We start from the raw sequence: 25,129 nt of genomic DNA, 5'->3' as shown, positions 1-25,129 counted from the left end.
GCGACATGGTAGGTCTTGAAGGCGTATGTGGCTGGCCGTTTCCGGACATGTGCCTGCCCGGTAACCGGCGGCCGGCCACCTACAATTCAAGGTTTGCCACTTCGGGTTCCTCCATGCAGCTGACCGCGTCCATTTTCAAGGCCTATGACATCCGTGGCATCGTCCCCGGTGCGCTCAACGAAGTGGTGGCCGAGGCGCTCGGTCTGGCGTTCGGCACCGTGGCCCTGCAGCAGGGCGAACGCACCGTGGCGGTCGGCCGGGACGGGCGCCTGAGCGGTCCGGCGCTTTCGGCGGCCCTGATCCGTGGTCTGGTCGCGTCCGGCGTCGACGTGATCGACATCGGCGTGGCCACCACCCCCATGCTGTACTTCGCCGCCGCGACGCTGTGCAGCAGTGGCATCCAGGTCACCGGCTCCCACAACCCCAAGGACTACAACGGCTTCAAGATGGTCATGGGCGGCCGTGCGATCTACGGCGACGACATCCAGGCGCTGCGCCGGATGATGGAGGCGGAGACCCATGTGCGCCAGGACGGCGGCAAGGTGCGCCACGTCAATGTGCTGGCGCCGTACACCGACCGCATCGTCGGCGACGTGAAGCTCGCGCGTCCGATGAAGGTGGTGGTCGACTGCGGCAACGGCGTGGCCGGCGCCTCGGCGCCGGCGCTGTTCCGCGCGCTGGGCTGCGAGGTGATCGAACTGTTCAGCGAAGTCGATGGCAACTTCCCGAACCACCACCCGGACCCGAGCAAGCCAGAGAACCTGCAGGACCTGATCCGCACGCTGCGCGAGACCGACGCCGAACTGGGCATGGCCTTTGACGGCGACGGCGACCGGCTGGGCATCGTCACCAAGGACGGCCAGACCATCTTCCCCGACCGCCAGATGATCCTGTTCTCGCAGGACGTGCTCTCGCGCGTGCCGGGCGGAAAAATCATCTTCGACGTCAAGTGCTCGCAGCGCCTGGCGCCCGCGATCGAGGCGGCCGGCGGCGTGGCCCACATCTACAAGACCGGCCATTCGCTGATCAAGGCGCGCATGAAGGAACTCGACAGCCCGCTGGGTGGCGAGATGAGCGGTCACATCTTCTTCAAGGAGCGCTGGTTCGGTTTCGACGACGGCACCTACGCCGGCGCGCGCCTGCTGGAAATCCTCAGCCGCAGCCCCGATGCCAACGCGGTGCTCAACGCCCTGCCGACCAGCCACAGCACGCCCGAGCTGAACGTGGCCTGCGCCGAAGGCGAACCGCATGCGGTGGTGGACAAGCTGGTGACACAGGCCCGCTTCGAGGCGCCTGCCAGCATCTCGACCATCGACGGCCTGCGTGTGGACTGGCCGGACGGTTTCGGCCTGATCCGCGCCTCGAACACCACGCCGGTGCTGGTGCTGCGCTTCGAGGGGCACACGGCCGAGGCCCTGCACCGCATCGAACACACCATGCTCGATCTGCTGCGGCAGGCCAAGCCCGACGCCGTCGTGGGCGCCAGCGCGCACTGAGGTTCCGGCTTGCGGACAGAGACACCACCGACACTGGATCCGGCGCGTCTGGCCGGGGGCGTGCTCGATGCCGTCACGGTCATCGTGGTCACCCGCGAGAGCGCGCATTGCCTGGCGGGGCTCCATTCCCTGCTGTCGCAGTGCCCGAATGTCATCGTGTCGGACAACGGCAGTGCAGACGGCACCGCGGCCAGTGCGCGCCGCCTGTGGCCGCAGGCGATCGTGCTCGAACACGGCCGCAACCTCGGTTTCGGTGCGGCCAACAACCGGGCACTGGCCCGGGTGCAGACGCCGTTCGCCTTTCTGCTCAACCCGGATTGCGTGATGGAGCGTGCCGGGCTGGAGCGCCTGCTGACCCTGGCTGGCGAGATGCCACAGGCTGCCCTCATCGCACCGCAGCTGGTCGGGCCCTCGGGCAGGCCCGAGATCAACTACCGCTGGCCACAGACCTACTGGGCGCCGCGCGGCCCGGCCGCCACCGGGCCGGTCTGCGTTGGCTTCGTCTGTGGCGCGGCGATGCTGTTTCGCATGGCGTCCTTCCGCGAGGTGGGCTTTTTCGACGAACAGTTCTTCCTGTACTACGAGGACGACGACCTTTGCCTGCGGCTGTTCGAGGCGCGGCAGAACATCGTGCTGGAGCCTTCGGTGCAGGCGGTCCACCATTCCCGCGGATCGGTGCGGGGTGCCTCGCCGTGGCGGCACGAGTTCGCCCGGGGTTTCCACCACGCCCAGTCCAAGCTGCTGTTTGCGCAGAAGTACCGCTCCAGGGAAGAGGCCCACCGTCTGCGCCGCTGGCTGCTGCTGCTGACCACGCTGGGCCTGCCCCTGCGTGCCATTGTTTTTTCCCCCAAGCTGCTGGCCCGCATGGCGGGTCGATGGCAGGGGTTGCTGAGCTGGAGGGCACGTGGCTGACATCCGCAACGGCAAGCCGACCCTGTGCATCGGCATCCTGACCCTGAACGAAGCGCACCGGATCGCGCGCTGCATCCGCAGCGCCGCCTTTGCCGACCAGGTGGTGGTGATCGACGGTGGCAGCGGGGACCAGACCTGCGACATTGCCCGCGAGATGGGGGCGCAGGTGCATGTGTGCCCCGACTGGCAGGGGTTTGCCGAGCAGCGCAACCGCCTGATCTCGAAGGTCGACGCCGACTACGTGTTCTTCCTGGACGCCGACGAGGTGATTCCCGAAGCGCTGGCGTCCGAGATTCGCGCAGCGGTGGCTTCCGGAGAGCACGCGGTGTGGAGGATTTACTGGGACCAGGTGGCGTTTGGTCGCACACTGCACCGCATGGCCAAGACCGAGGGAGGGGTGTGGCGCCTGTTCCGCACCGACCAGTTGCTGCGCTACGAAGGCGTGGTGCACGAGCACGCGGTGCTGCGGGATCCGGCCACGCCGGTGCGCAACTTCCGCCACCGCCTGCTGCATCACTCGCGCGAGACGGTCTATGGCGGTCTGCTGAAGATGGCGCAGTACGCGCAGCTCGGCGCGGTGCGCCGCGCGCAGGGTGGCCACCGCGGCGGTGTGCTGCGGGGGCTGGCCTCGGCGACCAGCAATTTCGTGCGCCTGTACCTGTTCCGCCGCGGATTCCTGTGCGGTGCGGAGGGCTTCCTGTTCTGCCTGCTGGTGGCGCTGGAGTGCTTCTTCCGCTACGCGATCCTCCGTTACGACCAGCCGGTGGCTGGCGACACCCTGGTCAAGCGATGAGTCACACGGGATGGACGAACATGAACCGGGAACTGACCCGGTCATCGATACACAAGACAAGGCAGCAATGAGTTTCCGTTCATTTGCCCGCAGGGCCGCCGTCTGCAGCGTGGTGCTGCTGTTCGGCGCATTTCCGATCTCGGTTGCGCTGGCCAACAGCCTGATGCTGCTGGCCGTGGTGTTCGGGGCGCTCAGCCTCGACGGTCCCGGCTGGCGCGATTTCTTCAGCCGCTCCTGGTCCAACCCGGTGGTGCGGCCCGCGCTGGCGCTGGTGCTGCTGATCGTGCTGGCATCGTTCTGGTCACCGGCCAGCTGGGAGGAGATTGGCGGCTACTACAAGAAGGACGTGAAGTTCCTGATCCTGCCGGCCTTCATCTACCTGCTGTCGCGGCGCGAGGAGCGCGGGTACTGCTGGACCGCCTTCGGCCTGGCGATGCTGTTCACGCTGGTGTCGACCTGGCTCAACGTCTGGTTCCAGCTGCCCTGGTCGCGCACCTTCAACCAGGGGTTCGGGGCCGACCACACGGTGTTCAAGGACCACATCTCGCAGGGCATCATGATGTCGCTGTTCGTGTCCCTGTGCATGCACTGGGCGATCAAGGCGCGCTCGCGCTGGATGTCCATCCTGTTCTGGCTGGTGGCCGGCCTGGGCGCCGCCAGTGTCCTGCTGCTGACGCAGAGCCGCACCGGCTATCTGGGCCTGCTCCTGTCGCTGGTGGTCTTCGCGCTGACCCTGCTGTGGCGGCGTCCGAAGATGCTGGTCGGGGTGGTCGCGGTCGGCGCTGCGGCACTGGTCTCGGCCTACCTGCTCTCGCCCCAGTTCCAGTACCGCACCAACCTGGCCTGGGAAGAAGCCCAGAACCACAGTGCCGGCACGGTGACCTCGGTCGGCGCCCGCATCGAGGTCTGGCGCTTCATGGCCAAACACACGCACAACGCCAAGCTGATGGGGGCCGGCACCGGCTCCTACCCGGTGATCGCGCGGTCCTACTTCAAGGATCCGGAGTTCTGTGCCGCGATCTGTCCGCACCCGCACAACCAGTTCCTGCTGTTCTACTTCGAGCAGGGGGTGCCGGGCCTGATCCTGATCCTGTGGTTCATGCTGGCCATCGTGCGCCAGGGCCTGCGGTTCCAGTCCAGCCACCGCGCGCTGATGCTGGCCTTCGTGGCGATCATGTTCACGTCGAACATGACGCACAGCTCGCTGTGGCTCTCGACCGAGAGCCAGTTCTTCATCCTGATGACGGCGCTGCTGATGGCATCCTCCTGCCGCGGCAGGCACGCGCCGGCGCAGGCGGCGACACCCGCTCAGGTGCCGGCGTAACCCTGCAGCAGATCGGGCCAGCGTTCCTCTTGCCAGTGGAACGGGGAACGGCGGCCCTGTTCCTTGCGCAGCGAGCGCAGCAGGCGTTCCAGGTTCTGTGACTTCCAGGCCTGGCCGCTGCGCACGGCGCATTTGTCGAAATCGACGATCCAGGCACGACCTTCCTGGTCCAGCAGCAGGTTGTGGCAGTTCAGGTCGGAATGGAACACCTGCCGGTCGTGCAGACGGCGGATGGCCGCGCCCAGGGCACGCCAGGCCCCGGATGCCAGCGGCGCGTCCGACAAGCATTGCGCCACGTTGCGGGTGCCGGGGATCATGGCCACCACGATGTCGGCGGTGTAGCCCAGCCCGCGGCAGACCTGCCTGGCGGCCACCGGAGCGGGCACCGGCAGGTCCCAGGTCCGCAGGCGGCGCAGCAGGGTGTATTCCGCCATGGCACGGCTCCTGGCCGGCGCCACGGCGCGGTAGCGGTCGGGGCTGAGCCGGGCCATCAGGCCGCCGCGCCGGTAGTGGCGCAACACGCCTTCGCCATCCCGCAGGGCGATGCGGTGCGCCTGACCACGTCCGCTGCCGGTCGCCAGGGCGCGCTCATCGCCAGACGGCGCAGCGAACACCGTGTCGTCCACCGACGGCAGTTGCTGCGGGTCGAACCACACGGTGGTCGAGCCTTGTCGTTGCACCTTCACCGGCGCGAGTTGCGCGGGCAGCATCGGCGCCCAGACGGTTTGCAGGGCCTGCACGCTGCGCTCGCTGCTGCCCTGCTGGCGCAGCACGAAATCGCGCGCCTGCTGTCCCATGCGCTGCAACAGGGCCTTGTCGCGGATCCATTGCGAGGCCTTGCGCAGCAGCAGGCGGGCCGAGTCGATGCGTTCGCCGGCACCGCAGGTCTCGACGTCCTGGTACAGCTCCTGGAAATGGTGGGTGTGCGGGCCGAACAGCACCGGTTTGCCGCAGGCCATGGCTTCGAGGGCGTTGTGACCACCGATGTGGATCAGGCTGCCGCCGATGAAGCACACGCTGGCGTGCTGGTACCAGAGCGTCAACTCGCCCATGGTGTCGGCCAGCAACACCTGCGTGTCGGCCGCCGGCGTCTCGCCGCGGCTGCGCCGCACGAAATGCAGGCCGCTGGCCGTGACCTGCTCGGCCACGTGATCGAAGCGCTCCGGATGGCGGGGCACCAGGATCAGCAGCGCACCCGGGTGCTGCCGCGCAAACTCGGGCCAGGACGCCAGCAGCGCGGCCTCTTCGCCCTCGTGCGTGCTGCCGGCGACCACGATCGGCCGGCCTTCCAGCCATGGCAGATGGTCGCGCAGGGCCGCATCGCCCTGGTCGAACTTGAGGTTGCCGGTCAGCACCAGCCGGTCGGCAGGCACACCCAGCGCGGCATAGTGTTCGATGCTGGGTGCGTCGGCCGCGGCCACCACCGAGAGTTGCTGCCAGACCGGCGCCATCAGCGCTTTCCAGCGCTGGTAGAACTGGGCCGAATCGGCCGACAGGCGTGCATTCACCAGCGCCACCGGAATGGCGCGGTCGTGGCACTGCCACAGCATTTCCGGCCAGATCTCGCGTTCGATCAGCACCAGCATCGAAGGCTGCAGCCGGTCCAGGAAGCGGCGGGTGGCGCCGGGGGTATCGATGGGCGCGAAGACGTGGCGGATCTGGTCGCCCCAGAGCGCGCGCAGCGTGCGCGCACCGGTGGGCGACTGCGTGCTCACGGTGATCGCATGGGCGGGCCATTGCGCGAGCAGGGCGGAGATCAGTGGCCGCGCGGCCTGCACCTCGCCGACCGACGCCGCATGGATCCACAGACCGCCCAGGCTGGCCGGTTCGGTGGCGATGAAGCCCAGCCGTTCGCGCATGCGTTCGCGGTAGCCGGCGTCCTTGCCGCCGCGCAGCCAGAGCCAGCCCAGCAGGGGCAGCGTCATGCCGCGCAACAGCAGGCGGTAGCCCCGTTGTGCGAGGCTGGTGTCCTTCAGGGCCAAAACCGGTCCCCGCTCAGCGCCAGTGGTCGGCGACCCACTGGGTCGGCAGCACCCGGCGGTACCACTTGCCGCTCTCGCCGGCAATCGCGTCGGGCGGATTGGGCTTGCCGTGGAAGGCGATGAGGCGGGCGCCCTTGGGGATGGTGGGCGGCTTGAACCAGCCCATGATGCCGGGCTGCAGGCAGTGGCGCTTGAAGCTGCGGCACCACTCTTCGGGCCAGTAGCTGAGCTTGCCCTGGCGCGCCAGGTAGAGGGTGATGAACTCCTGCTCGTTGCGCACCGGCGCGATCGAGGCGGGGTAGTCGTTCTTGAGGTGTTCGAGCGCGTCGGCGTGGGCACCGATGGTGTAGAGGTAACACGAGGTGTTGCCCGTGCCGTCCTTCTTGTCCCACTCCTTGATCACGGTGAATTCGCCCTTCTGGTCGAAGAACGGGTCCAGGCTGTCGAGGATGACGATGTCCAGGTCCAGGAACAGGGTGCGGCCCTGCAGGTCGTACAGCGGGTTCGCGAACGAGGTCAGCTTGAGCCAGCCATGGCCAAAGGTCCAGGGTTTGCGCTGGTCGAATTCGTCGAAGCCGACCATGGGGATCGGTTTGACTTCAATGGCCGGATCGATGCCGGCGCCGTCGTCGGTCAGGCAGACAAAGCGGAACGGCCGGTGCAGGTGGCGGCGGACCATGCTGTGCAGCTTGTTGACGTACTCGGGGCCATATTTCTTGCCCCATTTGATGCACAGCACATTGACCGCTTGCATGAATCACCTTTGGCTCTGTCTGGCCACCAAGGACGGTATGTCCTCGGCGGCAGCCCGGCAGTTTATCCCAGCGGGACTTACTTCAGCAGGGCGTTGACCGGTTGCAGGTCTTCGGCCTTGAGCACGCCGCCGGCCTGTTTCAGGCGCAGCTGGCCGACCAGCACGTTGTAGCGCGCCACCGCCAGATCGCGCTTGGTCTGGAACAGCTGGCTCTGGGCATTGAGCACGTCGATGTTGATGCGCACCCCAACCTGGTAGCCCAGCTTGTTGGCGTCCAGCGCGCTCTGGCTCGAGGCTTCGGCCGCCTCCAGCGCCTTGACCTGGCCGGCGCCGGAAATCACGCCGTAATAGGCGCTGCGCACCGCCTGGGCGATGTTGCGCTGGGCGGTCTCGCGGTCGGCACGGGCCTTTTCGGCCAGCGCCACCGTTTCCTTCACGCGGTTCTCGATCGCACTGCCCGCGTAGAGCGGCAGATTGAACTGCAGGCCGATCGAGGCCACGTTGGTGCGCACGTTAGGCACCGTCGGGAAATTCGAACTGGGTCCGCGCGCGACCTGGTACTGCCCGACCAGGTCCAGCGTGGGCTTGTGGCCGGCCTGGGCCTTGCGGGTTTCGAGTTCGGCGATGTCGAGTGCCGTCTGGGCCTGACGCACCAGCGGGTGCTGCTTCTGTGCCTCGCTCACCCAGGCATCCACATCGGTGGGGCGCACATCGGGCAGCACCACCGGCGCCGCCAGCGGTTTCGGGCTGGCGCCGGTGCGGCCGACCAGCTGGTCCAGCGCCAGCTTCTTGACCCGCAGGTCGTTGCTGGCGGCGATCTCCTGTGCGATCACCAGGTCGTACCTGGCCTGGGCTTCGCGCGAATCGGTGACGGTCGAGGTGCCGACCTCGAAGTTGCGCTTGGCCGAGGCCAGCTGTTCGGACACGGCGGTCTTCTGTGCCTGCACGACGGTCAGGGTGTCCTGCGCGGCCAGCACATCGAAGTACGCCTGCGCCGCGCGCACCATCAGGTCCTGCTCGGCCGCTTCCAGCTGCGCACGGGCGATCTCGATCGAGAGCTGGCCCTGTTCATCACTGATCTTGTTGGCCGGGCGGTACAGCGGCTGGCTGGCCGAGAGGGTGACGTTTTGCGAGTGCGTGGCGCGCGAGGTGTCGGTGACGTCGTTGCGGCTGTTGACCGCATTGGCTCCGGCGGCCAGACCAGCCTGTGGTCGCAGCCCGGCGCGGGCCTGCTCGGCCTTGGCCAAGTTGGCGTCGTATTGCGCGCGCGCCGCCTGCAGCGTGGTGTCGTAGCCCTTGGCGGCGTCGTACAGCTCCACCAGGCTCTGTGCCTGCGCACCCGATGCGCCGACCACGAGGGCCACCGCCAGCGACAGACGGCTCAGGGCGGGGAAGCGGGAAACGGAGGGCAGGACGTTCATGGACTTTCCTTGGAAATCGGTGGCGCGGCGAGTTCGGGCGGACGCGGTCTTCAGTAGACCGGGACACCCGGGTCGCGTTGCTGGGACCAGGCGTGGATGCCGCCGGTGATGTTGACGACGGCGCTGAAGCCGTTCTGCATCAGGAAGTGCGCCACCTGGGCGCTGCGCGCGCCGTGGTGGCACAGGCAGGCGATCGGGCGGTCGCGCTCCAGCTCCAGGTAACGCGCCGGCACGCTGCGCATCGGCATGGCCACCAGCTCGAAGCCGTCGGCCCGGACCGAGGCGGTCTGCATCTCCCAGGGCTCGCGCACATCGAGCACGACCGGCACCACGCCGGGCGCCTCTGCGGCGGCTTGCTGGAGCCAGGTATCGAGTTGCGCGGGCTGGATGGCTTGCATGGCGGAATCCCGGAAGGTCAGAAGGCGAAGCGCGAAGGTTCGCTGAAGTTGCGCAGGCGCGGGACGATGGTGTCCCAGGGCTGGGTGGTGGTGTATTGCGCGTCGCCGGTGCGGGTGACCAGGGTGGCGCGCATCATGGGTTCCTGGCCGACGACCGTGATCAGGCGACCGCCCGGGGCCAGCAGGGCCAGCAGGCCGGCCGGCACTTCGGCGATCGAGCCGGAGAACAGGATCGCGTCCCAGGGGCCTTCGGCGGCGCAGGCGGCGAAACTGTTGGCGGCCGCGTCGGCCACGCGCACATCGGCGTTGGTGATGCCGGCCTGCTGCAGGTTCTGGCGCGCGGCGCGGGCGATGGGTTCGTCGATTTCCAGCGAGACCACGCGCTGGGACAGGCTGGCCAGCAGGGCGGTGGTGTAGCCGCTGCCGGTGCCGATTTCCAGCACCTTGTCGGTCGGCTTGAGGGTCAGGTCCTGCACCATGCGGGCCTGCACGCGCGGGGCCAGCATGACCTGGTCGGCGCCGCTGCCCAGGGGCAGTTCCATGTCGACATAGGCCAGCGCCTGGTGGGCGGCGGGCACGAACTGCTCGCGCTTGACGCGGTCCAGCAGCTCCAGCACGGCGGAATCGAGCACGTCCCAGGGGCGGATCTGCTGCTCGATCATGTTGAAACGGGCGCGGTCGAAGCTCATGGCGGTGGAAGAAGTCATTTCTGGATACTCCGGTGGGTATGTTAGCCGATCTGGTTCGATTTTACCGAGCGGGGGCAAAGCCCAGCCGCCGCACCCAACTGGCCAGGTCGTCCATGTAGCAATAGACGACCGGCACCACGACCAGGGTGAGGATGGAAGAAGTGATGACGCCGCCGATCACGGCCTGGCCCATCGGCGCGCGCTGTTCCGAGCCTTCGGTCAGCGCGAACGCGAGCGGCACCATGCCGAACACCATGGCCAGCGTGGTCATCAGGATCGGGCGCAGCCGCACCTTGGCGGCCAGCAGCAGGGCGTCTTCGCGACCCAGCGGCGCGGCGCCGTCCATGCCGTGCCGTGCGCGGATCGCGAAATCGACCAGCAGGATGGCGTTCTTGGTCACCAGGCCCATCAGCAGCACGATGCCGATGACCGAGAACATGCTCATGGTCGAGCCGAACATCAGCAGCGCCAGCACCACGCCGATCAGCGTCAGCGGCAGCGAGGTCATCAGCGCCAGCGGCTGCAGGAAGCTCTGGAACTGGCTGGCCAGGATCATGTAGATGAAGATGATCGCCAGCGCCAGCGCAGAGACCGCGTAGGCGAACGACTCCTGCATGTTCTTGGTCGAGCCGCCGAACTCGTAGCGGTAGCCGGGCGGGAAGCTCATGGTGTCGAGCACCTTGCGGATTTCGGCCGAGACCTCGCCGGCCGAGCGGCCATAGGCGTTGGCGCTGATCGCGACCTCGCGGTTGAGGTTGCGGCGGTTGATCTGGTTCGGGCCGGTCGAGTCGACCACCTGTGCGATCTGACCCAGGCGCACCACGCGGGCCGTGCCGTCGGCGGCGGTGCCGATCACGAAAGGCATCTGTTCCAGGTCGCTGGTGCGGGCGCGCTGCTCGGGCGCCAGCCGCACATTCACGTCGTAGCTCTCGCCGTCGGCCGCGCGCCAGTTGCCCACGGTCTGGCCGGCGACCAGGGTGCGCAGACTGCTGGCGACCGCTGCGCTGCCCAGCCCCGCGTCGGAGGCGATCTCGCGCCGCATCACGATGTCCACGGTCGGCTTGTTGGGCTTGACGCTGGCGTCCAGATCGACCAGTCCGACGATGGGGCGGATGCGCTCCTTGACCTGTTCCGTCAGGCGTTCGAGCTCGGCCAGGTCGTCGCCCTGCAGCGAGAACTCGATCTGCTTGTTGCCGCCCACCGGGTCGAGCAGGCCGGCGTGCGTGACAGTGACGCCGGGCACGGTGCGCAGCCGTTCGCGCAGCTTGGCCGCCATGGCCTCGGCGTTGAGTGTGCGCAGATTCCGGTCCACCAGACGCACATAGACGCTGGCGTACATGGTGCCCTGCGCATTGCCGGTGTTGATGGTGGACAGCGTGTACTTGACCTCGGGGAACTCGCGCAGGATGGCCTCGACCTGCTTGGTCTTGGCTTCGGTGGCCTGCAGCGAGGAACCGACCGGGGTGTAGAACGACAGCGAGGTTTCGGAGAAGTCGGCCTTGGGCACGAACTCGGTGCCCAGCAGCGGCATCATCACGATGCTGCCGGCGAACACCGCGATCGCCAGTCCCATGGTCGCCAGCTTGTGCGAGAGCGACCAGCGCAGCGCGCCCTGGTAGGTGTCGGCCGCGAGATCCTGGAGGTGGTCGAACCAGCCGGTGATGCGACCGATGGTCTTGTCGTAGAGGCTGACCGGCGCCAGGTGCTGGCCGTGTTTGGCGATCTCCGGGTCGTGCCACACCGAGGACAGCATCGGGTCGAGCGTGAAGCTCACGAACATCGAGATCAGCACCGAGGCCACCATGGTGATGCCGAACTCGTGGAAGAACTTGCCGATGATGCCGCCCATGAAGCCGATCGGCAGGAACACCGCGACGATGGACAGCGTGGTCGCCAGCACCGCCAGACCGATTTCGGCCGTGCCGTCCATCGCGGCGTCGAACGGGCGCTTGCCCATCTGCACGTGGCGCACGATGTTCTCGCGCACCACGATGGCGTCGTCGATCAGCAGGCCGACCGAGAGCGTCAGCGCCATCAGCGTGATCATGTTGATCGTGAACCCGAGCAGGTTCATGAAGAAGAAGGTGCCGATCACCGAGATCGGCAGCGTCAGGCCGGTGATGACCGTCGAGCGCCACGAGTTCAGGAACAGGAAGACGATCAGCACGGTCAGCAGCGCGCCCTCGATCAGGGTGCGGCGCACGTTTTCCACCGAGACGCGGATCGGCCGCGAGCCGTCGGCGATCGGTTCGAGTTTCACGCCCGGCGGCAGTTCGGCCTTGAGCGCTTCGACCGCGGCCTTCAGTCCGTCGGTCACCGCGATGGTGTTCTCGTCCTGCGCCTTCTGCACTTGCAGGAGCAGGGTGCGCTGGCCGTTGTAGAGCGCCAGGCTCTCGACCTCCTGTGTGCTGTCGCTGACCTTGGCGACCTGCGACAGCCGCACCGGGCTGCCGCCGCGGCGCGCGACGATGATGTCTTCAAAGTCTTTCGGGTTCTTCAGGCGCGAAAGCACCTGCACCACGCGGTCGCGTTCGCTGGTCTTGAGCGTGCCGACCGGCAGATCCTGGTTCTCGTTGCGCACGGCGGTCGCGACCTGGTCGGCAGTGACGCCCAGCGCCTCCATTGCCGACGGATCGAGGTAGATGTTGACCGCGCGCTTGGCGCCACCGACCAGCGTCACCGAGCCCACGCCGCGCACGTTCTCCAGCCGCTTCTTGAGCGTCTGTTCGGCCCAGGTCGTCAGCTCCACGGCGGAAGGCTGCTTCTGGGCCGCCGCATCCGGCAGCACCGCGACCGACCAGATCGCGCGGCTGGACGGGTCGAAGCGCAGCACCCGCGGCTCCTTCACGTCGGTGCGGAAGCTGGGTTTGAGGATGGCGATCTTCTCGCGCACGTCGTCCGCCGCCTTGCGGCCGTCGATGTGCAACTGGAACTCGATGATGACGACCGACTGCCCTTCGTAACTGCGCGAGGTCAGGGCGTTGACGCCGGCGATGGCGTTGACCGCTTCCTCGACCTTCTTGGTGACCTCGGATTCGACGATCTCGGGCGAGGCTCCCGGGTACTCGGTCGTGATCACGACCACCGGGAAGTCGATGTTGGGAAACTGGTCGACCTTCAGGCGCTGGAAAGCGAACAGCCCCAGCACCAGCAGCGCCAGCATGATCATGGTCGCGAAGACCGGGTTGCGCAGCGAAACGCGGGTGAACCACATGGCGCGGCGCTCAGTTCGAGGTGGCCTTGGCCGGGGCCGCTGCGGTCGATGGGGCCGCGGGCGCCGCCAGCTTCACCTCCGTGCCTTCGCGGATCAGGCCCACCTGCACGCGCAGCAACTGGGTGCCGACCGGCGCGGCGGCCACGCCGTCGAGCACCAGCATCGGCTCGTCGCCCAGCAGGCCCTGGCGGCCCAGGGTCACCGGCACATGCGCGATCTTGCCGCCCTGGATCACCTGGATGTAGGGCTGCGGCTTGTCGTTGCGCACCGCCGAGAGCGGCACGGCCGGGGCGTTCAGCTTGCCGGTCACGATCTCGCCTTGCGCGAACAGGCCCTGGCGCATGCCGGCGGCGGCGGGCAGGCGCAGATAGACCAGCACGCTGCGGCTGCCGGCCTGCACGCTGGGGTTGATGCGCGCCACGGTCGCTTCGACCGGCTTGTCCAGCCCCTCGACGCTGAGGCGGGCCTTCTGGCCGACCGCCACGCTGGCGGCGTCGGCCGGAGCCAGCGCCGCTTCCAGCTCGAAGCTGCTGAGTTCCACGACTTCCAGAATGCGGGCGTCGACGCCGACGCGTTCACCGTTCTGCACCAGCCGGGCCGACACCTGGCCCGAGAGTGGCGAGCGCAGCGTGGTGTCGCCCAGCGCCTTGCGCGCAATGTCCAGGGCGGCGATCGCGGCCTGGTGATTGGCTTCGGCGGCGGCCAGGTTGTTCGACGAGGTTTCCAGTGCGGTGGCGGAGATGAAGCCCTGCTGCACCAGCGACTGGTTGTTGTCCTGCGCGCGCTTGGCGATCGCCACCTGCGCCTGCGCCGACTTGGCCTGCTGTTCGGCCTGGCGCACGCGGGCCTGTGCTTCGGTGCTGTCGATGCGCGCGAGCACTTCACCTTCCCTGACGCTGTCGCCTTCGCGCTTGGTGATGCCTTGCACCTCGCCGGCCACCTTGGCCTTGATGGCCGCGGTCTGCAGCGCCTTGAGCGAGCCCGAGACGCCGACCGACTGCGCCAGATCCAGCGCCTGCACGGTTGCCACGTCCTGCGGCGGCAACTGGTAGACCGGGGACTTCTGCGCTTCGGCGGCGGCGGCCGTGGCCGCTTCGCTGGCCGCCTTGCGCTTGCCCAGCGCGCGGGCCACACCCAGAGCGATCGCAATCACCAGCAGGGCCAGCAGCAGCCACTTGATCCAGCCGGAACGGGAAGAGGGAGCGTTCATGGGGCAGTCTTGTCGGGGTTGTTCTGGGGCCGGACCAACATGCCGCCGAGCAGCAGGTCGACCTGGGTCTCGAGAAAGGCCACGGGATCGAGGCGGTCGCTGGGCGGGCAGCAGGGCGCCATCGAGTGTTTCCACATCAGCAGGAAGATCATCGGCGCGATCAGGCTGTAGACCGCGGTGTCCAGGTCCATGGCGCGGAACTCGCCGCGGTCGATGCCGCGCTGCAGGACGCGCTTGAGCAGTTCCTTGCCCGGGTCGATCACCTCGTGCTGGTAGAAGCTGGCGATTTCTGGGAAGGTGCCGGCCTCGCTCATCACCAGCTTGGTGATGCCCGAAGCGGCGGTCATGCCGATGCGTTCCCACCAGGAGCGCATCGTGTATTGCAGCAACTCCGTGCTGTTGCCCTGGAAGGCGGCCAGCTCCTGGTTCCATTCGCCGAAGCGCCCGCTCAGCGTCTCGCGCACCACCGCCTTGAACAGCTCTTCCTTGCTCGGGAAATAGAGGAACAGCGTGCCCTTGGAGACACCCGCGCGCGCGGCGACTTCCTCGACGCGGGTGGCGGCGAAGCCTTTTTCAACGAACAGGGAGAGCGCGGCTTCCAGCAGTTCGCCCGGTCGGGCTTCCTTGCGGCGTTCGCGTTTGGTGGGGGAGAGCGCGGAATTCATCTTCTAATGACTGACTGGTCAGTATCTTAGTTCCCGGCCGGTGCAGCGTCAATCCGCGCGGTCAGCGCCAGCAGGTGTGCCGAGACATCGGCAGGCCAGCCGCCGACCAGTGTCCGCAGCCGCGCCAGCTCGCCAGCGAACAGTGCCCGGCTGATCTCTTCGTAGTGCGGCAGGTCGCCGCCGACGATGGACATGAAGCGGTAGGCGGCGTCGGTGGCGCGCCGCCTCGCGTCGGCCGTGCTGCCTTCGCGCATCGCCGACTGCACCAGCTTGCGCAGCGCGACCGAAGCGCCGCCGGGCTGGCGCGCGAGCCATTCCCAGTGGCGCGGCAGCAGGGTGACTTCGCGCGCCGTCACGCCCAGCTTCGGACGGCCCGGACCGCGGGGCGCCTCGTCGGCGTTTTCGCTTTCGGCGGTTTGCGGCGCGGGAGCTGGCAATAAAGTGAGCAGCTGCTCCAGCGGCGCGCGCCAGTCGAGTTCGATTCGTTCGCTGGTCGCCGCGTCGAGCACCACCGGCATCGCGTTCGGTTCGGCAGCCAGCCGCTGCTGGACGGCGGTGATCACCGCCGCCGGCAGGCCGGCGGCGATGTTGCGGTGGTGTTCGAAGGCGACCCAGGCGGGGTGGTTGGCGGTGGTGGACATGGTGATTTTGGTTTCTTTATTACCCGGGTAAAAATTCTACCTCATTTTTACCCGGGTAATAAGTGGGCGACGCCAAAAGCCACCGCATGGAACAATGGGCTTCAACCACCATTGGACCCCCATGAAGAAACGTCCGCATTCCAGCGCCTCGCGTGTCGCCTCCCGGCTGGCGCAGCTGTCGAACGACGTGCCACAGGTGGTCGCCCACCGCGTGTCGCGCATGGCCACCACCGGCCCCATGCCCTCGGCGCGCGACCGCCAGGAGTTCACCGGCATGGTGGTCGAGAAACCGATGGCCTTCGCCCAGTCCTGCATGAACATGTGGATGGCCGGGTTGCAGGTGCAGCAGACCTACTGGACCTCGCTCTCGCGCGCCATGCTGCAGCCGCCCTGGCTGAGCCTGCGCACGCACGCCGACGCGTTCCACCGCGCGGGGCAGGGCGGCTGGTTCGTGCTCGACCAGGGCATCGGCCCGATCCAGCGCCAGGCCTCTTCCAATGCGCGGCGCCTGAACCGGCGCGGGAGCCGCTGAGCGGCCGATCGCAAGACCCATGGCACCCGCCTGGGAAGCCCGTTGTTCACTTTCAGTCCACCGTGAAGTCCACCATTCGACGCCTCGCCTCCACCGCGCTCGCGGCCCTGCTGACCCTGGCCCTCGCGCCCGCCGCCCACGCCGGCCCGCTGCAGGCCTTTCTTGACCGCTTCATCGAAAAGGAAGACCTGCCCGGCGCCGTGCTGCTGGTCTCGGGGCCGGAAGGGCGCGAGATCGCCGCCTCCGGCGTCGCGCGCCGCAAGCCGCGCGAAGACATGACGCCCGACACGCGGTTCTACATCGCGTCCTCCGGCAAGCTCACCACCGCGACCGCCGCGCTGCAGCTGGTCAAGGAAGGCAAGCTGCAGCTCGACGAACCCGTCTGGCCGCGCCTCAAGGACGTGCCCGGCCTCGCGAAACTGCGCAACATCCAGAGCGTCACGCTCGACCAGCTGCTCAAGCACCGCACCGGTCTGGCCGAGTACTACACCGACGAATTCGAGGCCAAGGCCCGCCGCCAGCCCGACAAACGCTTCAGCGCCGCCGAGTCGCTCGCGTTTGCCTACGGTGAGCGTCCGCAGGGCAAACCCGGTCGCCAACACGAATACACGAACACCAACTACGTTCTGCTGGGTGAACTGATCGAACGCACCGACCGCCAGCCCTTCGAGCGCGCGCTCCAGCAGCGCATCTTCGGCCTGGCCGGCATGAGTCACACCAGCGTCGGCGCCAGCAAGACCGAAAAGGGACTGGCCCACGGCTACGCCTACGACGACGAAGGCCGCCTGCGCGACATCAGCGCGTCGGGCTGGAGCGCCATCACCGGCGACGGCCCCATCGTCACCACCGCGGCCGACTACGAAGCCTTCCTGTTCGCCCTGTTCCGCGACGGCAAGCTGCTGCCCAAGGCGCAGGTCGCGCGCATGTGCACGCCGCAGGCCGAAGAGCCCGACAGCGAATACGGCCTGGGCTGCCAGGTCATGGACACCCCCTGGGGCCAGGCCTGGGGCCACAACGGCTCGGTGCCCGGCTTCAACGCCGACACCTGGTACATCCCCAAGCTCGGCATTGCCGTCGTCTTCATGACCAACGGCGACCCCGACAGCGACGATCCGGACATCGTGGTGCGGGCGGTGAAAGCGTATCTGAAGAAGTAGGGCGGCGCGATGCGGTGTGCCAGGAACCTGCGGTACCGCGAGCTGGGCGGCTGGTGCAAGAACGGCGGCACAAAGAGTCCTTGCACCGTCCGGCACTGTTCGATTCTCTGAACGCCGCCATGACACTGCCCTTCGAATATCAGAACCCCACGCTTCAGTTCGAGCGCTTCCTGGTCGACGCCCGCGACGGTGCCGGACTGTCCACCACCAACATGGCGTGGAACATGGTGGTCGGCGTACTGCACGCGTTTCGCCGTCGCCTCACCGTGCCGCAGGCTCTGGCTTTCGCGGCGGTGCTTCCGCCCGTGATCCGCGCGCTTTTCATCGAAGACTGGTCCATCGATCAGGCACCGGTCGCGTTTGGAGAACCGGATGACTGGCTGAAGGACGTGCTCGCGGTCCGCACCGAACGCAACTTCTCGCCGGCCGATGCGGTCGAGTGCGTCGCGACGGCACTGCGTCGGCATGTGGACGTGGCAGCTTTCGACAAGGTACTGGCTCAGCTGCCGCCTGAAGCACGCCTGTACTGGCAGTCCCGATCGACGTGATCTGTTCGCCAGTCTGGCACGATCAATTCCTCCGTCTTGGTAGTCTCTGCATGACCATGAATCTGAAACCATTTCAACGGCTGCTGCCTGTTCTGTTGGCGATCGGCGCGGTCCATGCAGATCCGCTGCCTGAGCGGTTGCGCTCCGAAGGCATCTATCGCAGCGAAACACAAGTGAACTCCGAAGGAAACGACTACGTCAGCCTGCTGAGATTCGCGCCGGACGGACGCGTGTTTCTGACACACGTTTCTGCGCCTGCCAGGCAGGAGAAGGTGTGCGAGTGGTTCAAGCCGGCGCTGGAGGCGCCGCACTGGGCCAAGGGAGCAAGTTTTCAGCTGGACAACAACAGGCTTCGCTTCAGGACGGATTCGCCGAATGCAACGACCTTGTTCGACGGATGGGTCGATGCAGATGTGTTGAAAATGCAGTTGACGGTGCCGACGCGGCAGGGCCTGACCTATCCCCTGACCTTTTCATTCACCGCGTGCCCCTGACGCATGAAAAAGGGCTGCCACCGGCAGCCCTTTTGTTGGGGAAGCGAGAACCGAATCAGTTCGCGAACGCCGCAATCCCCGTGATCGCGCGACCCAGGATCAGCGCGTGCACGTCGTGCGTGCCTTCGTAGGTGTTGACCACCTCGAGGTTGACCAGGTGGCGCGCCACGCCGAACTCGTCGCTGATGCCGTTGCCGCCCATCATGTCGCGCGCCACGCGGGCGATGTCGAGCGCCTTGCCGCAGCTGTTGCGCTTGAGGATGGAGGTGATCTCGACGGCGGCCGTGCCTTCGTCCTTCATGCGGCCCAGGCGCAGGCAGCCCTGCAGGCCCAGGCTGATTTCGGTCAGCATGTCGGCCAGCTTTTTCTGGATCAGCTGGTTGGCGGCCAGCGGGCGGCCGAACTGCTGGCGGTCCAGCACGTACTGGCGGGCACGGAAGTAGCAGTCTTCGGCGGCGCCCAGTGCGCCCCAGGCGATGCCGTAGCGCGCGCTGTTCAGGCAGGTGAACGGGCCCTTCAGGCCACGCACCTCGGGGAAGGCGTTTTCTTCCGGCACGAAGACTTCGTCCATGACGATTTCGCCGGTGATGGAGGCGCGCAGGCCGACCTTGCCGTGCACGGCCGGGGCGGAGAGGCCCTTCCAGCCTTTTTCCAGGATGAAGCCGCGGATCTGGCCGCCGTCGTCCTTGGCCCAGACCACGAACACGTCGGCGATCGGGCTGTTGGTGATCCACATCTTGGCGCCGCTGAGCTTGTAGCCGCCGTCGACCTTCTTGGCGCGCGTGATCATGCTGCCGGGGTCGCTGCCGTGGTTGGGTTCGGTCAGGCCAAAGCACCCGATCCATTCACCGGTGGCCAGCTTGGGCAGGTACTTCTGCTTCTGCGCTTCGGTGCCGAATTCGTTGATCGGCACCATCACCAGCGAGCTCTGCACGCTCATCATCGAGCGGTAGCCGGAGTCCACGCGCTCCACTTCGCGCGCCACCAGGCCGTAGCAAACGTAGTTGAGGCCGGCGCCGCCGTACTGCTCGGGGATGGTCGGGCCGAGCAGGCCCAGTTCGCCCATCTCGCGGAAGATGGACGCGTCGGTGGTTTCGTTGCGGAAGGCCAGCTGCACGCGCGGCAGCAGCTTTTCCTGGCAGTAGGCGCGGGCGGCGTCCTGCACCTGGCGCTCGTCGTCGGTCAGCTGGGCGCTCAGGTGGAAGGGGTCTTCCCAGCTGAAAGTGGCTTTGTTCGATGCCATGGTGCGGGTCTCCGGTGAATGGGGATGAAACTGAAGTTGGGACGGATTGTCGCGGCGGCATGAATAGCTGTCTAATATTGATTACCGATTGATCAATACATAAGGCGTATTCATGGAATTCCGCCACCTGCGCTGTTTCACCGTGCTCGCCGAGGAGCTGCACTTCGGCCGCGCGGCCCAGCGGCTGGCCATGACGCAGCCGCCGCTGTCGCTCAACATCCAGCAACTCGAAGCCGATGTGGGCGCGCGCCTGTTCGAGCGCAACAGCCGGGGCGTAGCGCTCACGGCCGCCGGGCTGGCGTTTCTGCCGCGCGCGCAGGCGCTGCTGGAGCAGGCGGCGCAGGCCGCCCGCGAGGCGCGCGACGTGGGGCAGGGGCTGGCCGGGCAGTTGCAGATCGGCTTTGCCGGCACGGTGCTCTACCGCGGCCTGCCGCAGGTGCTGCGCGATTTCGCCGCCGCGCACCCGAAGCTGCGGCTGGCGCTGCGCGAACTCAGCAGCAGCGAGCAGCTGGTGGAACTGGTGCACGACCGGCTGGACCTGGGTTTCGTGCACACCACGCGCGTGCCGGCGGGCTTCTCGCAGATCCTGGTGTCGAGCCAGCCTTTCATGGCCTGCCTGCCGTCAACGCACCCGCTGGCCCGCAAGAAGCAGCTGTCGCTGGACCAGCTGAAGGGCGATGCGTTCGCCATCGTGATGCGTGCTGTCTCGCCCGATTACCACGACCGCATCCTCGCGGCCTGCGCGGACGCCGGCTTCGAGCCGTCGCTGGCCTTCGAGCTGCGGCACTGGCTCAGTGTGGTCTCGGTGATCGCGCAGAGCCTGGGCGTGGGCCTGGTGCCGGCCGCGCTGCAGCAGGCCGGGCTGCCCGGTGTGGTGTTCCTGCCGCTGGATAGGCCGCTGGCCCCCTACGACACACATTGTCTGTGGCGCACGGAACGCACAGGCCGGGATGGCGGGGCCCAGGGCGCGCTGGGCGCTTTCATCGGCACGGTGCAGAAAGTCGCAGCGCCGCTCACCCATGGATGAGTGCTGCGGAGCCGCCGCCAGACAAGGCTCCGCAGATCGCTCGCCGCTCCGTTGCGGGGACTACGCGCGCGACGCCAGCAACTGCCCACCCCCGTAGCTGCTCAACTCGGGTGGCGTTCCACCCGGGGTCACCTTGACGGCGCAATACTTGAACTCCGGAATCTTGGCAAACGGGTCCAGCGCAGCGTGTGTCAACTTGTTGATCGCGGCCTCGTAGTAGGCAAACGCGACGAAGACGGCGCCTTGCGGCGTGCCTTCGTCTGCGCGCGCCCACAGCGTCACGCGGCCACGTCGGGACTCGATCGTGATGACGTCGCCCGGCTGGATGCCCATTGCGGCCAGGTCCAGCGGATGGATCAGCGCCGTCGGGTCCGGCTCGATGGCATCGAGCACGCTCGCGCGCCGCGTCATGCTTCCCGTGTGCCAGTGTTCCAGCTGCCGTCCGGTGATGAGCACCATCGGGAACTCGGCGTCCGGTCGCTCTGCCGCGGGGATGATGTCGACCGGCACGATGCGCGCCTTGCCTTCTTCGCGCGGAAAACTGTCGGTGAAGACCACCGGCTCGCCGGGATCGCCTTCGTGTCTGCAAGGGTAGGTCACGGCATGCTCGCGATCCAGCCGGTCCCAGGTGATGCCGGCAATGCTGGGCATGGTCAGCCGCATTTCATCGAACACCTGGCTGACGTGGTCGTTGTTCCACGGCAGGTCCAGGCGCTTGCCGATTTCCTGGATGATCCACAGGTCCTGGCGCGCATCGCCCGGCGGCGGAACGGCCTGTCGTCCCATCTGCACGATGCGGTCGGTGTTGGTGAAGGTGCCGGTCTTCTCCGGGAAGGCGCTGGCCGGCAGGATCACGTCGGCCAGGTAGGCCGTCTCGGTCAGGAAGATGTCCTGCACGACCAGGTGCTCGAGCGCCGCCAGCGATTCGCGGGCATGGTTCGCGTCGGGGTCCGACATCGCCGGGTTCTCGCCTTCGATGTACATGCCCTTGATGTCGCCGTGCTGGATGGCGTGCATCACCTCCACCACCGTCAGTCCGACCTTGTCGTCGAGCGTGCCGGGCGCCAGCTGCCAGGCCTTCTCGAAGCGCTCGCGCACCTCGGGCCGGCTGACGTGCTGGTAGTCGGGCAGCATCATCGGGATCAGGCCCGCGTCGGACGCCCCCTGCACATTGTTCTGGCCACGCAGCGGGTGCAGGCCGGTGCCCGGGCGCCCGATCTGGCCGGTGACCAGTGCCAGGGCAATCAGGCAGCGCGCGTTGTCGGTGCCGTGCACGTGCTGGCTGATGCCCATGCCCCACAGGATCATGGAACCCTTGGAGCGCGCGTACAGGCGAGCGACGTGGCGCAGCGTCTCTGCGTCGATGCCGCAGATCGGTGCCATCGCCTCGGGGGTGTACGGCGCGACGTTGGCGCACAGTTCTTCGTAGCCGATCGTGCGGCTGGCGATGAAGGCCTCATCGACCAGACCCTCGTTGACGATGACGTTGAGCAATGCGTTGAGCATCGCCACGTCGGTGTCGGGCTTGAAGGGCAGGAAGCGGTGCGCGATGCGCGCCAGGTCGGAGCGACGCGGATCCATCACGATCAGCTTGGTGCCTTGCCTGACCGCGTTCTTGATGAAGGTCGCCGCCACGGGGTGGTTCACCGTCGGGTTGGAACCGATGACGATGACCACCTCGGCCTGCAGCACGTCCATCACCGGGTTGCTGACGGCACCCGAACCGATGCCTTCCAGCAGCGCCACCACCGACGAGGCATGGCACAGGCGGGTGCAGTGATCGACGTTGTTGGTCCCGAAACCGGTGCGCACGAGCTTCTGGAAGAGATAGGCTTCCTCGTTGCTGCCCTTGGCCGAGCCGAACCCGGCCAGTGCCTGGGGGCCGTCCCGGTCGCGAATCATCTTGAGGCCGCCGCCGGCGAAGTTCAGGGCCTCTTCCCAGGTGGCCTCGCGGAAGACGTCCATCACCCGTGCCGGGTCCATCACGAAGTCGGCCGACTTGGGTGGCGCGTCGGCGCGCCGGATCAGGGGCCGTGTCAACCGGTGCGGGTGATGCGCATAGTCGAATCCGTAACGCCCCTTGACGCACAGCCGGCCGTGGTTGGCCGGCCCGTCGCGCCCCTCGACGTAGCGGATGCGGTCGTCCTTGACATGGAAGGTCAGCTGGCAGCCGACACCGCAGAACGGGCAGACCGAAGCGACCTCGCGGTCGGGCACGCCGAGCGCCGCGTCGCGTGCCGGCATCAGCGCGCCCGTCGGGCAGGCCTGGACACACTCGCCGCAGGCCACACAGGTGGATCCGCCCATCGGGTCGCCCATGTCGAAGACGATCTTCGCCTGGTCGCCCCGGAAGGCCAGGCCGATGACGTCGTTGACCTGTTCATCGCGGCAGGCGCGCAGGCACCGTGTGCACTGGATGCAGGCATCCAGGTTGACCGCGATGGCCGGGTGCGAGGTGTCGGCCTGCGGCTGTGCGCGCGCGCCGAAGCGCGGCTTGCCCACGCCCAGCCTGGCCGACCAGTGGTCGACCTCGTTGTGGCGCGTGTAGTCGGCCTCGGGCATGTCCGACTGCAGCAACTCCAGGACGAGCTTCTGCGACTTCAGCGCCCGCTCGCTGTCGGTGACCACCGTCATGCCTGCGGTGGGCTGGCGGCAGCACGACGGGGCCAGCGTGCGCTCGCCGCCGATCTCGACGACGCAGGCGCGGCAGTTGCCCACGGCCTCCAGGCCGGGCTGGTAACAAAGGTGCGGGATCTCGATGCCCACGCGCCTGGCGACCTCGATGATGGGCTCGCCCGGCAAGGCCGAGACATCGCGGCCATTGAGGCTGAAGCTGATCGTCGAACGTGCATTCATGGCTTCAGCTCCTGCGGGAAATACCGGATCACGCTGTCGACCGGGTTGGGCGCGGCCTGGCCCAGGCCGCAGATCGATGCGTCACGCATGACCTGCGAGAGGTCGGCGAGTAGTTCCAGATCCCAGTGGTCGTGCTCGATCAGCGCGGAGACCTTGGCCGTGCCGTTGCGGCACGGCGTGCACTGTCCACAGGATTCGTGGTGGAAGAAGCGCATGGTGTTGCGCGCCGCCGCCGTGGCCGTGTCGTGGTCCGACAGCACCACGACCGCGGCCGAGCCGATGAAGCAGCCGTGCGGCTGCAGCGTGTCGAAGTCCAGCGGGATGTCGCCCATCGATGCCGGCAGGATGCCACCCGATGCGCCACCCGGCAGGTAGCCGTAGAAGCGATGGCCCTCGGCCATGCCGCCGCAGTGTTCGTCGATCAGCTCGCGGATGGTGATGCCCGCCGGCGCCAGTTTGACGCCAGGCTCCTTCACACGGCCCGAGACCGAAAACGAGCGCAGCCCCTTGCGGCCGTGGCGGCCGTGCGCCGCGAACCAGGCGCCACCCTTGTGCAGGATTTCCGGCACCCAGTACAGCGTCTCGAAGTTGTGCTCCAGCGTCGGGCGCCCGAACAGGCCCACCTGCGCGACATAGGGCGGCCGCAGGCGCGGGATGCCGCGCTTGCCTTCGATGGACTCGATCATCGCGGACTCTTCTCCGCAGATGTAGGCGCCAGCACCGCGGCGCAGCTCGATCTCCGGCATGCCGGGCCAGGGCGGACTGTCGCGCAGTCGCTGGATCTCCTGCTCAAGCAGCGCGCGGCAGCCGTGGTATTCGTCGCGCAGGTAGATGTAGCACTTGTGGATGCCCACCGCCCAGGCGGCGATCAGCATGCCCTCCAGGAAACGGTGCGGGTCGCGCTCGAGGTAGTGGCGGTCCTTGAAGGTGCCGGGCTCGCCTTCGTCGATGTTCACGGCCATCAGGCGCGGCGCTGGCTCGTTGCGCACGATGCGCCACTTGCGCCCGGCAGGAAAGCCGGCGCCACCCAGGCCGCGCAGGCCGGAATCCTCCATCGCCTTGATGACGTCTTCGACTTCGCGTTCGCCGTTGATGCAGCTTTGCAGCAGCGTGTAGCCGCCCTGCGCCTTGTAGGCATCCAGGTCGACATGGCCCGAGGGCACGTCGCGCGTGCGGCCTTCGGACAGCGCGCGTGCGACGGTGTCGACCGTGGCGGCGGCCACCGGGTGCTGGCCGACCACCACCGCGGGCGCCTGCTCGCAGCGGCCCACACAGGGTGCCGGGATCACGCGGACGTCCTTGCCGAGAATGGCCGGCAAGCGCTCCAGCAGATCGCGCGCACCGGCCATCTCGCAACTCAGGCCGTCGCACACGCGAATGGTCAATGCGGCGGGGGGCGTCTGTGCTTCCTTGACGACATCGAAGTGGTGATAGAAGGTCGCCACCTCGTAGACCTCGGTCTGCGCCAGCCCCATGGCCTTGGCCAGTGCCGCGAGGTGGGCGGCACTCAGATGCCCGTGGTGGTCCTGGATTTTGTGCAGGTGCTCGATCAGCAGGTCGCGCTGGGTAGCCGCCTCTCCGATCAGCGCCGCCACCTCGCGAGCGGCTTGCGGGTCGACCTGGCGGCCCTTGGGCGCCTCACGCCGGCGCTGGCGCGTGACCGGGACCGGCTGGATGGGGATGGTTCGTGCGTTCATCGATGCAGGCCCAAGGGCGAATCAGACGGCCCTGGCGGCGCGCAGCTGCACGTCGGTCTGGTCGCGGTGTTGGTGG

At 67.5% G+C, this 25,129-nt stretch carries 21 protein-coding genes; 9 read left to right on the top strand and 12 right to left on the bottom strand.

All coding sequences use genetic code 11. From position 1 onward, the window contains the following. The first annotated feature begins 113 nt into the window (after positions 1-113). From ACS5NL_RS18800 to ACS5NL_RS18785, 4 genes are all read left to right on the top strand, one after another. Entirely contained in the window at positions 114-1,496 is a 1,383-nt protein-coding gene (locus ACS5NL_RS18800) for a phosphomannomutase/phosphoglucomutase (protein ID WP_439355506.1), read from the top strand. 9 nt (positions 1,497-1,505) lie between these two features. Further along, complete coding sequence (locus ACS5NL_RS18795) at positions 1,506-2,408, top strand: glycosyltransferase family 2 protein (RefSeq protein ID WP_439355505.1); 903 nt, start codon at positions 1,506-1,508, stop codon at positions 2,406-2,408. Further along, a complete protein-coding gene (locus ACS5NL_RS18790; RefSeq protein ID WP_439355504.1) occupies positions 2,401-3,201 on the top strand; it encodes a glycosyltransferase family 2 protein in 801 nt (266 codons plus the stop codon). The genes ACS5NL_RS18795 and ACS5NL_RS18790 overlap by 8 nt, the downstream gene beginning before the upstream one ends. 67 nt (positions 3,202-3,268) lie before the next feature. Further along, positions 3,269-4,525: an O-antigen ligase family protein gene (locus ACS5NL_RS18785; RefSeq protein ID WP_439355503.1), complete on the top strand. Its 1,257-nt coding sequence runs from the start codon at positions 3,269-3,271 to the stop codon at positions 4,523-4,525. On the opposite strand, the gene ACS5NL_RS18780 is transcribed toward ACS5NL_RS18785, so the two are convergent. The 9 genes from ACS5NL_RS18780 to ACS5NL_RS18740 all read right to left on the bottom strand — a co-directional run bounded on the left by ACS5NL_RS18780 (position 4,510) and on the right by ACS5NL_RS18740 (position 15,499). Next, positions 4,510-6,507: a 3-deoxy-D-manno-octulosonic acid kinase gene (locus ACS5NL_RS18780; protein ID WP_439355502.1), complete on the bottom strand. Its 1,998-nt coding sequence runs from the start codon at positions 6,505-6,507 to the stop codon at positions 4,510-4,512. The two genes, ACS5NL_RS18785 and ACS5NL_RS18780, sit on opposite strands and share 16 nt — an antisense overlap. Before the next feature lie 13 nt (positions 6,508-6,520). After that, complete coding sequence (locus tag ACS5NL_RS18775) at positions 6,521-7,261, bottom strand: glycosyltransferase (protein ID WP_439355501.1); 741 nt, start codon at positions 7,259-7,261, stop codon at positions 6,521-6,523. Positions 7,262-7,338: 77 nt separating this feature from the next. Then, a complete protein-coding gene (locus ACS5NL_RS18770) occupies positions 7,339-8,682 on the bottom strand; it encodes a TolC family outer membrane protein (protein WP_439355500.1) in 1,344 nt (447 codons plus the stop codon). A 50-nt stretch (positions 8,683-8,732) separates the two neighbouring features. Further along, on the bottom strand, positions 8,733-9,080 hold the full coding sequence (locus tag ACS5NL_RS18765) for a rhodanese-like domain-containing protein (protein ID WP_439355499.1): 348 nt from the start codon (positions 9,078-9,080) through the stop codon (positions 8,733-8,735). Positions 9,081-9,097: 17 nt separating this feature from the next. Further along, positions 9,098-9,787 carry a protein-L-isoaspartate O-methyltransferase family protein gene (locus ACS5NL_RS18760; protein WP_439355498.1) on the bottom strand — a complete coding sequence of 230 codons (690 nt, stop codon included), beginning with the start codon at positions 9,785-9,787 and terminating at the stop codon, positions 9,098-9,100. 43 nt (positions 9,788-9,830) lie between these two features. Next, a complete protein-coding gene (locus ACS5NL_RS18755) occupies positions 9,831-12,983 on the bottom strand; it encodes an efflux RND transporter permease subunit (RefSeq protein WP_439355497.1) in 3,153 nt (1,050 codons plus the stop codon). Positions 12,984-12,993: 10 nt separating this feature from the next. After that, positions 12,994-14,193: an efflux RND transporter periplasmic adaptor subunit gene (locus tag ACS5NL_RS18750; protein ID WP_439355496.1), complete on the bottom strand. Its 1,200-nt coding sequence runs from the start codon at positions 14,191-14,193 to the stop codon at positions 12,994-12,996. Further along, positions 14,190-14,858, bottom strand: coding sequence for a TetR/AcrR family transcriptional regulator (locus ACS5NL_RS18745; RefSeq protein WP_439355494.1), 669 nt, complete (start codon positions 14,856-14,858; stop codon positions 14,190-14,192). Before ACS5NL_RS18745 ends, ACS5NL_RS18750 begins: the two co-directional genes overlap by 4 nt. 26 nt (positions 14,859-14,884) lie before the next feature. Then, the gene (locus ACS5NL_RS18740; RefSeq protein ID WP_439355493.1) at positions 14,885-15,499 is read right to left on the bottom strand and encodes a DUF2239 family protein; all 615 of its coding nucleotides are present in this window, start codon (positions 15,497-15,499) and stop codon (positions 14,885-14,887) included. A gap of 121 nt (positions 15,500-15,620) precedes the next feature. Here ACS5NL_RS18740 and ACS5NL_RS18735 point away from each other — a divergent pair, with 121 nt between their 5' ends. The 4 genes from ACS5NL_RS18735 to ACS5NL_RS18720 all read left to right on the top strand — a co-directional run bounded on the left by ACS5NL_RS18735 (position 15,621) and on the right by ACS5NL_RS18720 (position 18,230). After that, positions 15,621-16,031 carry a polyhydroxyalkanoate granule-associated phasin gene (locus ACS5NL_RS18735; protein ID WP_439355491.1) on the top strand — a complete coding sequence of 137 codons (411 nt, stop codon included), beginning with the start codon at positions 15,621-15,623 and terminating at the stop codon, positions 16,029-16,031. Between the two features lie 62 nt (positions 16,032-16,093). Continuing rightward, positions 16,094-17,188, top strand: a complete 1,095-nt coding sequence (locus ACS5NL_RS18730; RefSeq protein ID WP_439355489.1) for a serine hydrolase domain-containing protein — start codon at positions 16,094-16,096, stop codon at positions 17,186-17,188. Positions 17,189-17,307: 119 nt separating this feature from the next. Continuing rightward, positions 17,308-17,736: a DUF2267 domain-containing protein gene (locus ACS5NL_RS18725; protein WP_439355487.1), complete on the top strand. Its 429-nt coding sequence runs from the start codon at positions 17,308-17,310 to the stop codon at positions 17,734-17,736. A gap of 50 nt (positions 17,737-17,786) precedes the next feature. Then, positions 17,787-18,230 (top strand): hypothetical protein, encoded by a 444-nt coding sequence (locus tag ACS5NL_RS18720; protein ID WP_439355486.1) that lies wholly within the window; start codon positions 17,787-17,789, stop codon positions 18,228-18,230. 55 nt (positions 18,231-18,285) lie between these two features. Here ACS5NL_RS18720 and ACS5NL_RS18715 read toward each other — a convergent pair whose 3' ends face one another. After that, a complete protein-coding gene (locus ACS5NL_RS18715) occupies positions 18,286-19,473 on the bottom strand; it encodes an acyl-CoA dehydrogenase (protein WP_439355485.1) in 1,188 nt (395 codons plus the stop codon). Positions 19,474-19,585: 112 nt separating this feature from the next. On the opposite strand from ACS5NL_RS18715, the gene ACS5NL_RS18710 reads away from it, so the two are divergent. Next, positions 19,586-20,500, top strand: coding sequence for a LysR family transcriptional regulator (locus tag ACS5NL_RS18710; RefSeq protein WP_439355484.1), 915 nt, complete (start codon positions 19,586-19,588; stop codon positions 20,498-20,500). A gap of 60 nt (positions 20,501-20,560) precedes the next feature. Here the strand turns inward: ACS5NL_RS18710 and fdhF are convergent, their stop codons facing one another. Then, positions 20,561-23,356 (bottom strand): formate dehydrogenase subunit alpha, encoded by a 2,796-nt coding sequence (gene fdhF / locus ACS5NL_RS18705; RefSeq protein ID WP_439355482.1) that lies wholly within the window; start codon positions 23,354-23,356, stop codon positions 20,561-20,563. Continuing rightward, entirely contained in the window at positions 23,353-25,053 is a 1,701-nt protein-coding gene (locus ACS5NL_RS18700; RefSeq protein ID WP_439355481.1) for an NADH-ubiquinone oxidoreductase-F iron-sulfur binding region domain-containing protein, read from the bottom strand. The genes fdhF and ACS5NL_RS18700 overlap by 4 nt, the downstream gene beginning before the upstream one ends. Positions 25,054-25,129: the final 76 nt, after the last annotated feature.

Source organism: Hydrogenophaga sedimenti, from assembly GCF_051857515.1.
Lineage (GTDB): Bacteria > Pseudomonadota > Gammaproteobacteria > Burkholderiales > Burkholderiaceae_C > Hydrogenophaga.
This window is presented reverse-complemented; position numbering and strand designations above follow the sequence as displayed.